The 14,113-nt window shown below is 74.6% G+C and carries 8 protein-coding genes and 1 pseudogene; 5 read left to right on the top strand and 4 right to left on the bottom strand.

Going from position 1 to position 14,113, the window contains the following annotated elements; translation table 11 throughout:
- Positions 1-35: 35 nt before the first annotated feature.
- The 3 genes from ACZ4W9_RS33375 to ACZ4W9_RS33365 all read right to left on the bottom strand — a co-directional run bounded on the left by ACZ4W9_RS33375 (position 36) and on the right by ACZ4W9_RS33365 (position 2,832).
- Positions 36-653, bottom strand: coding sequence for a 5-oxoprolinase subunit B family protein (locus ACZ4W9_RS33375; RefSeq protein WP_467942121.1), 618 nt, complete (start codon positions 651-653; stop codon positions 36-38).
- A complete protein-coding gene (locus tag ACZ4W9_RS33370) occupies positions 650-1,408 on the bottom strand; it encodes a LamB/YcsF family protein (protein WP_467942120.1) in 759 nt (252 codons plus the stop codon). Before ACZ4W9_RS33370 ends, ACZ4W9_RS33375 begins: the two co-directional genes overlap by 4 nt.
- 101 nt (positions 1,409-1,509) lie before the next feature.
- Positions 1,510-2,832, bottom strand: coding sequence for an MFS transporter (locus ACZ4W9_RS33365; RefSeq protein WP_467942119.1), 1,323 nt, complete (start codon positions 2,830-2,832; stop codon positions 1,510-1,512).
- Positions 2,833-2,956: 124 nt separating this feature from the next.
- Here ACZ4W9_RS33365 and ACZ4W9_RS33360 point away from each other — a divergent pair, with 124 nt between their 5' ends.
- The 5 genes and pseudogenes from ACZ4W9_RS33360 to ACZ4W9_RS33340 form a co-directional block, all read left to right on the top strand.
- The gene (locus ACZ4W9_RS33360; RefSeq protein WP_467942117.1) at positions 2,957-3,664 is read left to right on the top strand and encodes a GntR family transcriptional regulator; all 708 of its coding nucleotides are present in this window, start codon (positions 2,957-2,959) and stop codon (positions 3,662-3,664) included.
- Between the two features lie 346 nt (positions 3,665-4,010).
- Entirely contained in the window at positions 4,011-5,540 is a 1,530-nt protein-coding gene (locus ACZ4W9_RS33355; protein ID WP_467942116.1) for a hypothetical protein, read from the top strand.
- Positions 5,541-5,571: 31 nt separating this feature from the next.
- Positions 5,572-6,450: a hypothetical protein gene (locus tag ACZ4W9_RS33350; RefSeq protein ID WP_467942115.1), complete on the top strand. Its 879-nt coding sequence runs from the start codon at positions 5,572-5,574 to the stop codon at positions 6,448-6,450.
- Between the two features lie 38 nt (positions 6,451-6,488).
- Entirely contained in the window at positions 6,489-11,123 is a 4,635-nt protein-coding gene (locus tag ACZ4W9_RS33345) for a hypothetical protein (protein ID WP_467942113.1), read from the top strand.
- Positions 11,124-11,375: 252 nt separating this feature from the next.
- Positions 11,376-12,813: pseudogene (locus tag ACZ4W9_RS33340) on the top strand (NF041680 family putative transposase); the annotation flags it as partial.
- Between the two features lie 365 nt (positions 12,814-13,178).
- Here ACZ4W9_RS33340 and ACZ4W9_RS33335 read toward each other — a convergent pair.
- Positions 13,179-14,018, bottom strand: a complete 840-nt coding sequence (locus tag ACZ4W9_RS33335) for an IclR family transcriptional regulator (protein WP_467942111.1) — start codon at positions 14,016-14,018, stop codon at positions 13,179-13,181.
- Positions 14,019-14,113 lie beyond the last annotated feature (95 nt).

Raw genomic sequence — 14,113 nt, 5'->3', positions numbered from 1 at the left:
CTCCCCGGCGGGGGCCGCCGGTACGGACGTCCCCCTCACGTCTCCTCCACCGGTACGAACCGCACCCGCGCCCCGGGCGCCAGCAGCGCGGCGGGCTCGCGCCGGTGGTCCCACAGCACCGCGTCCGTCGTGCCGATCAGCTGCCAGCCGCCCGGGGAGGAGCGCGGGTACACGCCCGTGTACGGGCCGGCCAGGGCGACGGCGCCCGCGGGGACGGCCGTGCGCGGGGTGGCGCGGCGCGGGACGGCGTAGCGCTCCGGGAGGCCGGTGAGGTAGCCGAAGCCCGGGGCGAAGCCGCAGAAGGCCACCGTGAACTCCGTACCGGCGTGGATGCGGGCCGCCTCCCGCTCGGTCACCCCCCAGTGCCCGGCGACCACCGCGAGGTCCGGGCCGTCATAGCGCACCGGCAGTTCGATCAGCTCACCCGCGCCGGACGGTGCCCCGGGGATCCGCGCGGTGGTCAGTTCCGCCGCCCAGCGGTGCGGGTCGGCCAGGCCGTCGAGCAGGACCGTGCGGGCCGCGGGGACGATCTCCCGCACGGTGAGCGCGCCCTCCGCGCGACGGCGCAGCAGCAACGCGTGCAGGGCCCTCGCCTCCTCGCCGGAGGACACCTCCACGAGGAGCGCGTCGTCGCCCACGGCGAGCGCCCTCACGCGAACGCCTCCACCCGCACGCCCGCCGCCACCAGCCGCTCGCGCACCCGGCGGGCCAGGTCCACCGCGCCGGGCGTGTCGCCGTGCAGGCACAACGACCGGGCGCGTACCGGGATCCGCGCGCCGGAGTGCGCGATGACCGCACCGGAGCGCGCCAGGCTCACCGAGCGCTCCACGACCGCCTCCGGGTCGGTCACCACGGCGCCCTCACGGCCGCGCGGCACCAGCGTGCCCTCGTCGGTGTACGCGCGGTCCGCGAAGGCCTCCGTGACGGCCGGCAGCCCCGCCTCGGCGGCCAGCTCCAGCAGCCGCGAGCCGGGCAGGCCCAGCACCGGCAGCGCGGCGCCCGCGAGCCGTACGCCGTCGATCACCGCGCGGGCCTGCTCCGCGTCGCCCACCACCCGGTTGTAGAGCGCGCCGTGCGGCTTGACGTACGCCACCCGCGAGCCCGCCGCCCGGGCGAACACCTCCAGGGCGCCGATCTGGTACGCGACCTCGGCCGCCAGCTCGGCGGGCGGCACGTCCATCGCGCGCCGCCCGAACCCGGCCAGGTCCCGGTAGGAGACCTGCGCGCCGATCGTCACCCCGCGCTCGGCCGCCAGCTCGCACACCCGGCGCATGGTGACCGGGTCCCCCGCGTGGAAACCGCAGGCCACGTTGGCGCTGGTGACGACGGACAGCAGCTGCTCGTCGTCGGTCAGCCGCCAGCGCCCGAAGCCCTCGCCGAGGTCGGCGTTCAGATCGATCGCGGTCATGGTGTTCTCGTGTCTCCGGTTCTCGTGCGGTGGGGTGTACGGCGATTCTCGTGCGGGTGGGGCGTCGCGGCGACGCGGTGGGCCCCGCGGGGGGCTCTGTCTCAGGCCAGCTCCCTCCCGCGGGTCTCCGGCAGTCCCAGCAGGGCCAGCGCGGCGATGCCGTAGCCGATCGCGCCGAAGACCAGCGCGCCGCCGACGCCCCAGCCGTCCGCGAGGAAGCCGACCAGGGTGGGGAACACCGCGCCCACCGCGCGGCCGGTGTTGTACGCGAACCCCTGACCGGTGCCGCGCACGGCCGTCGGGTACAGCTCGGCCAGGTAGGAGCCGAAGCCGCTGAAGATGGCCGACATGCAGAAGCCGAGCGGGAAGCCGAGCACCAGCAGCAGCGTGCCGGCGCCGTGCGGGATGTTGGCGTACGCCAGGATGCACAGCGCCGACAGCAGCGCGAACAGCCAGATGTTGTTCCGCCGGCCCAGCCGGTCGGTCAGCAGGCCGCCGGTCAGGTAGCCGAGGAAGGCGCCGGAGATCAGGAGGGCCAGGTAGCCGCCGGTACCGACGACCGACAGACCGCGTTCGGACTTCAGGTACGTCGGCACCCAGGTCGCCAGCGTGTAGTAACCGCCCTGCACGCCCGTCGACAGCAGGCTCGCCAGGACCGTCGTGCGCAGCAGCCCCGGCGCGCCGTCCCGGCCGGGACGGAAGACGGCCGTGAACGAGCCGCGCCGCGGGTCCTGCTCCCGGGCCGCCGTCGCCGTGGGCGCGTCGTGCACCCGGCGGCGCAGCCACACCACGAGCAGCGCCGGCAGCGCCCCGGTCCAGAACATCACCCGCCAGGCCAGGTCCTCGCCCACGAACGAGAAGACCAGCGTGTAGACCAGCGCCGCCAGCCCCCAGCCGGCCGCCCAGGCGCTCTGGACCGCGCCGAGCGTACGGCCCCGGTGGCGTGCGCCCGCGTACTCGGCGACCAGGATCGCGCCGACCGCCCACTCGCCGCCAAAGCCGAGGCCCTGCAGGGCGCGGAAGAGCAGCAGCATCTCGTAGCTGGGCGCGAAGCCGCAGGCGACGGTGAACACGGCGTACGTGACCACCGTGATCATCAGGGCCCGGACCCGGCCGACCCGGTCCGCGACCACGCCGGCCGCGGCGCCGCCGACCGCCGAGACCACCAGTGTGACGGTGGTGAACAGACCGGTCTGGCCGCTGTTCAGGCCGAAGTACGCGGCGAGCGCCACCATGCTCAGCGGCAGGGTGAAGTAGTCGTAGGAATCCAGGGCGTATCCGCCGAAGGCCCCGCCGAACGCGCGCCGGCCGCGCGGGCCGAGAGCGCGCAGCCAGCCGAACGCGCCGTCCTCGGCGGCCCGCCCGTCTCGCGCCTGCCATACGCCGGCGAAGGGCCCGGACGAGGGGGGTGGGGTCGTGCTCATGGGCACCTCACAGGAGGGGGGAGGGTGCTGGGAAGTGAGCCGTGTCGAGCACCGTAGAGGATCGTTCAACGATCCTTCAATACCCGTGTTGTTTCGTTCCGATGTCTACGCTTGAATTCCGGGCATGGCAGAGCAGCTGACGGGACTGGCCGGCGACCGCGTCCTCCTGGGCCGTACCAGCACCGCGGAGCGGGTCTCCGACATCCTCAGGAGCCGCATTTCCGAGGGCTACTTCCCGCCCGGCACCCGGCTGTCGGAGGACAGCATCGGCGGGGCCCTCGGCGTCTCCCGCAACACCCTGCGCGAGGCGTTCCGGCTGCTCACCCACGAGCGCCTGCTGATCCACGAACTCAACCGGGGCGTGTTCGTCCGGGTCCTGACGGTCGAGGACGTGGAGGACATCTACCGCACGCGCACGCTCGTGGAGTGCGCCGTCGTGCGCGGCCTCGGCGCACCGCCGTACCGGCTCGGCGGGCTGGTCTCGGCGGTCGAGGAAGGGCACACGGCCGCCGCCCGGAACGACTGGAAGGGCCTGGGCACGGCCAACATCCACTTCCACCGGGAACTGGTCGCCCTCGCCGGCAGCGAACGCACCGACGAGCTGATGCGCAGCGTCTTCGCCGAGCTGCGCCTGGCCTTCCACGTGGCGGACGACCCGCGCCGGCTGCACGAGCCGTACCTCGCCCGCAACGCCCGCATCCTGCGAGCGCTCCAGGCGGGGGACACCCGGGGCGCCGAACGGCTACTGGAGACGTACCTCGCCGACTCCCTGGAGCGGGTCGTCGAGGTGTACCGGCGCCGGGTGGGCGAGGACACGGCCGGTCCGTCCTGAACCGGTGCGGCAGGCCTGCCCGGACCGGTGCGGCCGGCCTGCCCCGACCGGCGCGGTCGGCCTGTCCCGACCGGTGCGGCCCGACCGTCCCGAACCGGTGCGGCCGGCTTGGCCGAACGAGGCGGTCGGCCCGCCCGAACGAGGCGGTCGGCCCGCCCGGACCGGTGCGGTCGATCCTCCCGGACCGGTGCGGCCGGGCCGTCCCGGCCGACGCGGTCGGCCGGCCTCGACCCAAGCGGCCGGCCGGCCCCGGGACCCAAGCGGCCGACCGTCTTCCGCTTCTGTGACGGCCGTCGCTTCTGAGCCGTTTGGGTCGATGTCGGACCCAGGACCTAGTCTGTGCACCGTGACTTCGCCTGCATCGACGGACCGTGTTCCGCCCCAGCTCAGCGCGGGGCCGCGCCCCGCTCAGGGCCCGGCCGCCGACGAGGGACTGGCGCGTCGGCTGCGCGCGCTCGCGTGCACCGCGCCGCTGCACGACCTGGACGCCCGCAAGGCCAACCTGGCCGGCGAGTACTCGGTGTACGGAATGGCCGAGGTGGCGCTCGCCGCCATCGACCTGGTCACGCTGAACATGGACTTCGACACCGGCGCCGACCACGAACAGGTCGTGGCCCGGCTCGTCCCGCGCATCGCCGCCCAGGCCCCGCACCGGTCCGCCGCCGAACACGAGCGCGTGGCCCGCTGGGTGCTGGAGAACCTGATCAACGTCGGCAGCGTGGACCGCGGCTTCCGCGCCGTCTACGGCACCTTCGCGACGGACGGCACGTACGTCCGCCGGGACTACGACTTCAAGCTGATCGAGGAGGTCCCCGGCCCCGGCGGCACGGTCTACCTGCGCACCACGGACGAGGCGGTCAACGTCCTGGTCGGCGCCCTCGACACGGACGTCACCAGCGCCCAGATCGCCGCCGAGGTCAAGCTGGAGGTGCTGATCAGCCGCGGCCGGCTCGCCGACGCCCAGCTCGCCGCCGAGCAGGCCCGCTACCGCACGGTGCAGTACTCCGAGACGCTGCGCCGCGCCCTGGACGCCACCCGGCGCAACGTCCGCGCGGTGGACTGGCTCAACACCGTCCCCGACATGATCGCCGAGGCCCTGGACCACGTGGCCGAGCGCTACCGCCACGAGAACGCCATCCTCACCAACATCCGCAAGGCCCGCGACGAGACCGAGGAGCCCGAGCACAAGCGCCGCGCCGCCGAACTCGTCGACATCGTCAAGGACTGCATCCGGCGCCACACCCAGCTCCAGTCGCGCCTGCTGGAGGCCGGCCCGCTGTTCCGCGCCGAACAGGACCGGCAGGCCTTCGCCACCCCGGCGGCGACGTCCGGGATAGACCTCTACGGCCATCTGGTCGCCCCCGTGCTGCCGTTGCCCCTGGAGCAGGCCATCCGGGTCACCGACGCCTTCTTCGCGCGCGGCACCGGACTGCGCACACCGGTCTGCGTCCGGGTCGGCGACCTCGTCGACATCCTGCTGACCCCGCCCGTGGAACGGGAGCACCTGGGCGCGGAGATGCCCGAGCCCGACCTGATCGCCACGCCCGACGACAGCCGGTTCACCGAGGAACAGCTCGCCGCGGCGACGGACCTGCTGGACCTGCCGCCGGACGCGCCCCGAAGACTGTCCGGACTGCTCGCCGAGGCCAGGGCCAGGGAGGGCTACGAACTGGCCTATCTGGTGGCGCTGCTCGCCGTCCACGCGGCCAGCCCCCCCGTCGGCACCGCCTACCGGCAGGGCGAGGAGAAGCTGCTCTTCGCCGTGGACGACGGGACCGAGCTGGACGATCCCGACTTCGGCGGGGCCGACCTCATCGTGGGCACGGCCCTGCTGGACGCCGCCGGGATGGCGGCCGACCGGACGGAAGCAGCATGACCGAGCACGACCGCGACAAGGAGTCCAGCCCGTGACCGAGCACGTCGAGTGGACCGAGGCGGAGACACCCGCCCCGCCGGCGTCCACCGCCGTCACCCCCGCCGACGCCGCCGACGCGGCGCGGCTCGTCGCCTTCGGACTCCAGCCCAAGCTGGCGCCCGCGCGTGACCAGGAGTACACCGAACTGCTGCGCCGCTACCGCGAGGACCCGGCCTTCGCCCGGCTCGCCGACGCCGTCGCCGCCGGACTCGGACTCGTCGTGCTGGAGGTGTCGCCGCGCGCGGGCATGGCCGTCACCGCCGCCGAGGACTCGGTCTTCGCCGTCCGCATGGGCGACTACGCGCGTCGCACCGCCGCCGACTCCGGCGACCGCTTCCTGCACGGCCTCGCCCACCTCGCCGTCGCCGCCCTGGCGTTCCCGCGCCCCGAGGACCTCGCCGACGACTCCTACATCGGCCGGGTCACCGTCAACGGCGTCGACGCCTTCGTCCGGCAGGCCTGCCGCCGCCTGGAGGAGCGCGCCGAGGAGCGCGGCGAGAACACCGACCCGGTGACCGACGCGCCAGGACTGGAGGCCGCCTGGCGGATCTGGGCCAGGCGCAGCGCCACCGGCGCCACCAAGGACGCCCGCCGCCCCGCCGCCTCCACCACCGGCATCGTCGCCAAGGCCCTGGCCTTCCTCACCGACTCGGGCTTCCTGCAGCGCACCGGCGACGACAGCGGCGGCACCTACCGCACCACCGCCCGCTACCAGCTCCAGGTCCGCGACATGGCCGGCAACGCCGCCCTGGCCGAACTGGCGGAGCTGGGCGTCGTCCCGGTCACCGACGGCACGGCCACCCTGCTGCCCGCCGAAGACACCGACGACCTGGACCTGGTGGCCGACGCCGGGCTGCCGTTCCACTCCTGAAACCCCCTCCACCGCAAGAACACTGACGAGAGTCCGCCATGTACGAGCTGTCCCGGGTCCGCCTCTACTCCATCGGTCCCGCCGGTGCGCGCTACGCCGACACCGTGCTTGACCTGCGGGGTGTCGGCGAGCCCGTGCCCGACCCGGCGCCCACGCAGGCGGAGTTCTTCGCGGAGGAGCCCGTCGGCCCGCCGCGCCGGCCCGCGCCCGCGGGCGTGCTCTTCCTGGAGAACGGCGGCGGCAAGTCCGTCCTGCTCAAGCTGATCTTCTCGGTGATGCTGCCGGGCCACCGCAACACCCTCGGCGGCGCCAGCTCCGGTGTGCTGCGCAAGTTCCTGCTCGCCGACGACTGCGGTCACGTGGCCCTGGAGTGGCAGCACGTACAGACCGGCGAGTGCGTGGTCGTCGGCAAGGTCAGCGAATGGCGCGGACGGCAGGTCTCCAACGACCCGCGCAAGTTCGCCGAGGCCTGGTACTCCTTCCGCCCCGGCCCCGGCCTGAGCCTGGACAACCTGCCCGTCGCCGAGGCCACCGCCGTACGGCCGCCCGCCGAGGGCACCTCCGGCGCGCACGGCCGCCGCCGTACCATGAAGGGCTTCCGCGACGCCCTCATGGAGGCCGGCAAGGCCTACCCGCACCTGGAGGCGCACTGGGAGGAGATCCACGAGCGCTGGACCGAGCACCTCGGCGACCTCGGCCTGGATCCCGAACTCTTCCGCTACCAGCGCGAGATGAACGCCGACGAGGGCGAGGCGGCCGGCCTCTTCGCGGTCAAGAAGGACTCCGACTTCACCGACCTGCTGCTGCGCGCCGTCACCGACACCCGCGACACCGACGGCCTCGCCGACCTCGTCAGCGGCTTCGGCAACAAGCTCGGCCGGCGCGCCGAGCTGATCGCCGAACGCGACTTCACCGCCGGCTCGGCCGACCTGCTCGGCAAGATCGTGGAGGCCGCCGACGCGCGGGCACGCGCGCGTGACGTGCACGCGGGCGCCGAGCGCCGCACCCGCACGCTGGCCCGCCGGCTGTCCGCGCGGGCCGTGCGGGAGCGGGCCCGGGCCGCCGACCTCGCCCAGCGGGTCACGGCCGCCGCCTACGCGGTCACCCACTCCGAGGGCGCCCGCGAGCGCAGCGCCCTCATCGCCGCCGAACTCGCCTACCGGCACGCCTCGCTGGCGCTCGCCGCCGCCGAGAAGTCCGCCGCCGCGCAGAAGCGCGAACTGGCCGAAGCCCGCACCCTGCACTCCGCCTGGCAGGCCGCCGAGGCCGTGCTGCGCCACCGGGCCGCCGCCGACCGCGTGACGCGCGTGTCCGCCGCCATCCAGGAGGCCGAACGGGACGCGGCCCCCGCGCTCGCCGCCCGCGCCAAGGCCGCCGTGGACCTCGTACGCGCCCTGCACGCCGCCGCCGGGAGCGCCGAGGCCCTCGCCAACGAGGAGGAGGAGCGGTCCGCCGCCCTCCAGGAGGCCGGCGACGGCGCCTACCGGGACTCCACCGCCGCCGCCACCGAGGCGCAGCGGGCCCGCAGCGAGGCCGGGCACCTGCGCCAGCGCCTCGCCGAGGTCGAACAGGAGACCGCCGAGGCCGTCCGCGCCGGCTGGCTGGACGACAGCACCCCGGACGCCGACCCGGCGCGGGCCGCGCTCGCCGCCAGTGACGCCGAGAAGACCGCCGTGGCCGCCTGGGACACGGCCCGCGAGGCCGCCCGCAAGGCCACCGAGCACGCCCGCGAGGCGGCTTCGGCCGAGTCCCGCGCGGAGCTGACCGCGGCCCGCGCGGCGGACGCGGCGACCGCCGCCGGGCGGGCGTACGAGGCCGAGCGGCGCCTCGCCGAGGCGCTGGCCGCCGAGGAACGGCTGGCGGAACTGCTGAGCCTGCCCGGGGCACCGGGCACGGTGCGCGTACCCGGGCCCCGCACCGGCCCCGACGACGCCGTCCCCGCCCCCCGCGCCGCCGGGGAGGGCGCGCTCACGCCCGAGGACCTCGACCGCTTCGCCGACGAACTGCGCGAGCTGCTCGACGACGCCGTGTCCACCGCCGAACGGAACCTGTTCGACCTGCGCACGGCCGCCGCCGACGACGCCCGGATCCTCGGCGCCCTCGGCGACGGCGGACTGCTGCCGCCCGGCCCGGACGTGCTGGCCACCGTCGAGTTCCTCGGCGAGCACGGCATCCCGGCGCTCCCCGGCTGGCGCTACCTCGCCCAGGCCGTCGACCCGGCCGACCACGCGCGCGTGCTCGCCGCCCGCCCCGAACTGGTCGACGGCGTGATCATCACCGACCCGGACACGCACGCGCGTGCCCGCGAGGTCCTCGGCGACGCCGCCCTGCTGCCCCGTTCCGCCGTCGCCGTCGGCACCGCCGCCGCGCTGCTCGCCCCGCCGCCCGCCGCCGTCGCCGGCGACGTCTTCCTGGTGCCGCCGAACCCGGCCATGCACGACGAACACGCCGCCGACGAGGAACGCCAGGCCCTGCGCGCCCGGGCCACCGAACGCGACGAGGAGATCCGCCTCCTCGCCGCCCGCCTCGGCAAGGACCGGGAACTGGCCGCCCGGCTCGCCTCCTGGCGCACCGGCTGCCCCGCCGGGCGCCTCACCGAGCTGGCCCGGGCCGCCGAGGAGGCCCGCGCGTTCGCCGCGGAGGCCGAGGCCGAACTCACCGAGGCGCGGACCCTCCGCGCGGAGGCGGAGGAGACCGCGGCCGAGGCCGTCCGGGTCCGCGACGAGCGACAGGAGGCCGCGCAGAAGGCCCGGCGCGCCGCCGACGCCCTCGCCGGTCTCGCCCACCGGCTGCGCGAGCGCGCCCGCTGGCAGGCGAAACTGCGCGAACTCGCCGACGAGGCCGCCGAGTCCGAGGCCCGTGCCCAGTCCTGCCTGGAGCGTGCCCGCGCCGCCGACGAGGACCGCCGGGCCGCCCAGCGCGCCGCCGACGACGCCCGCCGCACCGCGCGCGCCCTGCGCGCCGAGCGCTCCGAGATCGCCGGCGCCCCCGACGACGTGCCCGCCGCGGACACGGACGCCCCGAAGGCGTCCCTGCCCGCCCTCCGCGAGGCCTACCGGGCCGCCTCCCAGGTGTACGAGAAGGTCGGCGTCGGCGCCGACCTGCGCGCCGAACAGGCCCGCGCCGAGAGCGACGAGAGCGCCGCCCGCGCCGAACTGGACCGGCTCAGCAACAAGGTCCGCACCCGCGCCGAGCAACTGCTCCAGTCGCCCGACGGCTCCGACGGGCCGTCCCGGCAGGCCGCCGCCGCGCGCGCGGAGGAGCTGGTGCAGCTCCTGGAAACCCGTATGTCGACCGCGAGCGAGCAGCTCGGCCGGCTGCGCGGCGAGGCCGAGCGCCTCGCCCCCGAGGACGGCGAGGCGCACACCGAGCTGCCCGGGGAACTGATCCCGCGCGACGCCGAGCACGCCCAGGCCCTGCTGCGCACCGCCACGGCCGAACTCGCCGCCCGCACCGAGGCGCTGACCGGGGCCCGGGAGGCGCACGCGGAGCTGCTGGCGGCCCAGCGCGCCGCCGAGGACGCGGCCGGCGGTTTCGACGAGATCGCCGCCATGCTCCGCGACCTGCTGCGCGAGCAGGCGACCGAGGAGGAGCGGGAGGAGCCGGAGCCGTACCCGGGCACCCTGGAGGAGGCCCGGCAGTCCGCCGCCGAGGCCCGCCGCTCCCTGCGCGGCTGCGCCGCCGACCTGTCCGCCGCCGAGGCCGCCGTGCGCGAGGCGAGCGACGTCCTCGTCCGGCACGCCAACTCCACCCGCTACGAGCACGTCCGCACCCCCGCCCGGCAGCAGATCCGGGAGCTGCCCGCCGCCGCGCTGCCCGAGCACGCCCAGAAGTGGGCGGACGCGTTCGCGCCCCGGCTGCGCGTGCTGACCGACGAGCTGGCCCAGCTGGAGCGCAACCGCGACTCCATCGTGGACCGGCTGCGCGGCCTCGTGGAGTCGGCGCTGGCCACCCTGCGATCCGCCCAGCGGCTCTCCCGGCTGCCGGAGGGGCTCGGCGAGTGGTCCGGGCAGGAGTTCCTGCGCATCCGCTTCGAGGAACCCGACCAGGCCACGCTCACCGAGCGGCTCGGCGAGGTCATCGACGAGGCCACCCGCGCGGCTGTGAAGAAGAACTCCGACCTGCGCCGGGACGGCATGTCCCTGCTGCTGCGGGGCGTCGCCGCGGCCCTCCAGCCCAAGGGCGTGGCCGTGGAGATCCTCAAGCCCGACGCCGTACTGCGCGCCGAGCGCGTCCCCGTCGGCCAGATGGGCGACGTGTTCTCCGGTGGCCAGCTGCTCACCGCCGCCATCGCCCTGTACTGCACGATGGCCGCGCTCCGCTCGAACGACCGGGGCCGCGACAGGCACCGGCACGCGGGCACCCTGTTCCTGGACAACCCCATCGGCCGCGCCAACGCCACCTACCTGCTGGAGCTCCAGCGGGCCGTGTCCGACGCGCTGGGCGTGCAGCTGCTGTACACCACCGGCCTGTTCGACACGACCGCCCTCGCCGAGTTCCCGCTGGTCATCCGTCTGCGCAACGACGCCGACCTCCGGGCGGGCCTGAAGTACATCAGCGTGGAGGAACACCTCCGGCCCGGCCTGCCGCAGCCGCCCCAGGTCGGGGAGACGGTGCACAGCGAGATCACGGCGACGCGCATGTTCAGGAAGCCGGCGCCGAGCGCGTCGTAGGAGGCGTTCGCCCCCTCGGTGTTGCGCAGGCCGCGATGGAGCTGTGTCGTGCGCAACACACGAGGGACCCGGGCGGCACGGCGGGCGGGGGCGCCGGCCACCCGGTGCTCAGCTTGTTCTTTATGGTCTGACCTCGAACGATGCCCCGAACGCGGTCGCTCGTACGGGGATTCCAGGGACGTGAACACGGCCTCCGTCTGATCCTGTGCTCCGACCAAAGAGGCACTTGACCAGTACGAAGGCCGTGGGGGAATGAGTCTGCTGCATCACGATGTCCGGTGCGATGCGTTCGCGGTGGCATCACACTTCCGGGACGACTTCTTCGACTGTCTGACCGCGCGCGGGGACACGCTGTTCGAGCTGACCGACGCGCTGCTGTGCGCGGACGGGCCGGTGACCACGCCGGTGGATCTGACGCTGACGGCCGAGCACCGGCGCGGGCACGGCGCGATGTACGACGCGCTGAACCGTGGGAGCGTGGATGTGCCGCGACTGCGGCACATGCTGGCGGGGCTGCCGCAGCCCGAGGCCGCCGACGGGCGGCTGGTCCTGGCGGTGGACGTGACCCACTGGCTCCGGCCGGACGCGCCGACCAGTGCGGATCGTTTGTTCTGCCACGTCTACGGCCGCAGCGGACGCTCCTCGGACCAGTTCGTGCCCGGCTGGCCCTACTCGTTCGTCGCCGCGCTGGAGTCGGGACGGACCTCGTGGTGCCAGATCCTGGACGCGCTGCGCCTGGGGCCGGCCGATGACGTCGCCGAAGTCACCGCAGCCCAGGTCCGCCGCGTGGTCGAGGACCTCATCGACATGGGTCGTTGGCAGGCCGGTGACCGCGACATCCTGCTCGTCTTCGATGCCGGCTACGACGCTCCGCGCATGGCCTATCTCCTGGAAGGACTGCCGGTGGAGGTCCTCGGGCGGATGCGCACAGACCGCGTGATGCGCAAGCCGGTCCCGGTGCCGTGGATCTCACCGCCGCAGGGCGGACGCCCGCCCAAGCACGGCAAGGAGTTCCGCTTCGCCAAGCCCGACACCTGGGGCGAGTCCGACGCCGCAACCGTGCAGGTCACCGACCGCTACGGCACCGCGCGCGACGGCCTGGGACCGCATTCACCCGAGGCTGACTACGCGCTCGGCATGACTCGACCACACCGGCGAACTCCCTCTCATCGAGGGCACGTTGATCCGCCTGGAGGTCGACCGCCTGCCCGGCGGCCACGATCCGCTCCCCGTCTGGCTGTGGACCTCAGCCACCGGCTTGCCGGGCGAAGGCGTCGACCTGCGCTGGCAGGCGTTCCTGCGCAGATTCGACCTGGAGCACACCTTCCGGATGATCAAGCAGACGCTGGGCTGGACCCGCCCAAAGCTCCGCACACCCGAGGCGGCGGACCGGTGGACCTGGCTCGTCGTCGCGGCCCACACCCAACTACGCCTCGCCCGGCCGCTGGCCGCGGACCTCCGCCGCCCCTGGGAGAAACCGGCCGAACCCGACCGGCTTACCCCAGCCCGGGTCCGCCGGGGGTTCAGAAACGTGCGCCCGAACCTGTCCTGCCCGGCCCGTGCACCCAAACCCAACCGGCCTGGCCCCGGCAGGCCACTCGGCTCGAAGAACCGGCACCCTGCCACCCGCTACGACGTGGGCAAGACCACCAGGCGCCCCGAAAGCATCACCGAACGCGATCAGCTCAGAGACGGACCACGACTTCAGAATGGAACGGCCAGCCCGGCCTCGCGCAATCGAAGCAGTGCCCTGCCCATGCACTCGGCGACCGAGGCCCCGTCGGCCCTCATCCCACCGTCCAGCGGCCCGCCAGAAGCGGCAAATGTCCACGCCGGCTGACCGTCACGCATGCGCTCCGCGTCGACCCGGATCATGGCACCGACCCCCTGCTCGCCAAGCCACTCCAGGATGGACAGCGTCACGTCCTCGACGCCGCTGTCCAGGTCCACCTTGGGCCACCGCCCCATCCCCTTGGCCATGGCCACAACCCTACTCAGCATCTGATCGGGTCACGTCACGCACTCTCAGGGTGGCTCGGACCATAAAGAACAAGCTCAGAAGCCGTACCCCATCCGCCGGGACAGCTCGGCGCCCGCCGCGACCGTACGCTCGGCCACCTTCGGCAGCCGGTCCGCGCCGAGCCGGTACACCGGGCCCGAGACGCTGATCGCCGCGATCACCTCGCCGTCGTGCGCGCGGACCGGTGCCGCCACGGCGGCGAGCCCCAGCTCCAGCTCCTCGACCGTGACGCCGTAGCCCTGCCGGACCACGGCCTCCAGCTCGGCGCGGAGCATCGCCGCCCCGGTGACCGTACGGTCCGTGAACCGCGTCAACGGCCGTGCCAGCAGGCCCTCGCGCAGGGTCGGCGGCAGGTGCGCGAGGAGCACCTTGCCGCTGGACGTGGCGTGCAGCGGGGTGCGCCGGCCCAGCCAGTTCTGCGCGGTCACGGCCGCGGTGCCGCGGGCCTGCATGATGTTGACCGCCGCGTCGGTGTCGAGGACGGCGATGTTGACCGTCTCGCCCAGTTCGTCGGCGACCTCCCGGCACACCGGGACGCCCTCCTGGGAGATGTCGAGCCGCACCGCGGCCGCCCCCGCCAGGCGCAGTACCCCGGCCCCCAGGCAGTACTTCCCGCGGTCCTTGGCCTGGGCCACCAGGCCCCGGTTCTCCAGGACGCCGAGCAGCCGGAACGCCGTGGACTTGTGGACGTCCAGCTCCGCGGCGATCTCGGTGACGCCCGCCTCGCCGTGCCGGGCGAGGATCTCCAGCACGCTCACGGCACGGTCCACCGACTGCACCGCGCCGGCCGTCCCGCGGCCGCCCCGTCTCTCCGGGCTCCCGGGTCCCGGGGCCGTCTCCTCGCTGCGGTCGGGCTGCTTCTGGGTGCGGGGCATGGCTCGGCTCTCGTTACCTGGGCGGGCGCGTTCGTTGCGTAGAGCGCCTCACCGTGCGCCATACGAAACGGATGCTATCGAAGCGCCCCGACAGC

The sequence above is a fragment of the Streptomyces sp. NPDC029296 genome, assembly GCF_055569255.1.
Note: the sequence above shows the minus strand (reverse complement) of the source record. Positions and strands in the feature narration are given on the sequence as shown.